Annotated in this window: 1 pseudogene; it reads right to left on the bottom strand. The window is 40.7% G+C overall.

The annotated features are described in order from the left end of the window. Positions 1-82: 82 nt before the first annotated feature. Positions 83-361, bottom strand: a pseudogene (locus PGR14_RS15270) (IS4 family transposase); the annotation flags it as partial.

Below are 361 nucleotides of genomic sequence, written 5' to 3'. Positions count from 1 at the left end.
TTACGATTTACTCATGAAGGAAAGCATGACAAGAAGACAGATTGCAAATCTGCCTCAAAACGGATTATAATGATATAGGTGTCTATGCTGCCCGATATATAAAATATCGCGGTCTTCGGAAATGAGCCGTTTGGAGTCTTGGGTATTGGCGTTCATTCCTGATAGGGATCAATTCCTTTTTCAGCAGGGACATCACATCATATTGGTCTTTCTCCGTGGTCAGACGGAGAAAGGCTCTGCAGATATGGGCAGCCATAGTGAAATTGACTTTGTATTCATGTTTTGTCCTATGTTTTTCCAGTAGTGTGTAGTTTATCATTGTTTCGGTTATGTTATACGCAAGTAGCCTTGCCCATATTTC

The organism is Coprococcus sp. AF99-45 (genome assembly GCF_027663865.1).
Lineage (GTDB): Bacteria > Bacillota > Clostridia > Lachnospirales > Lachnospiraceae > Allocoprococcus > Allocoprococcus comes.
The sequence above is the reverse complement of the archived record's forward strand: the minus strand, read 5'-3'. Positions and strand labels throughout refer to the sequence as shown.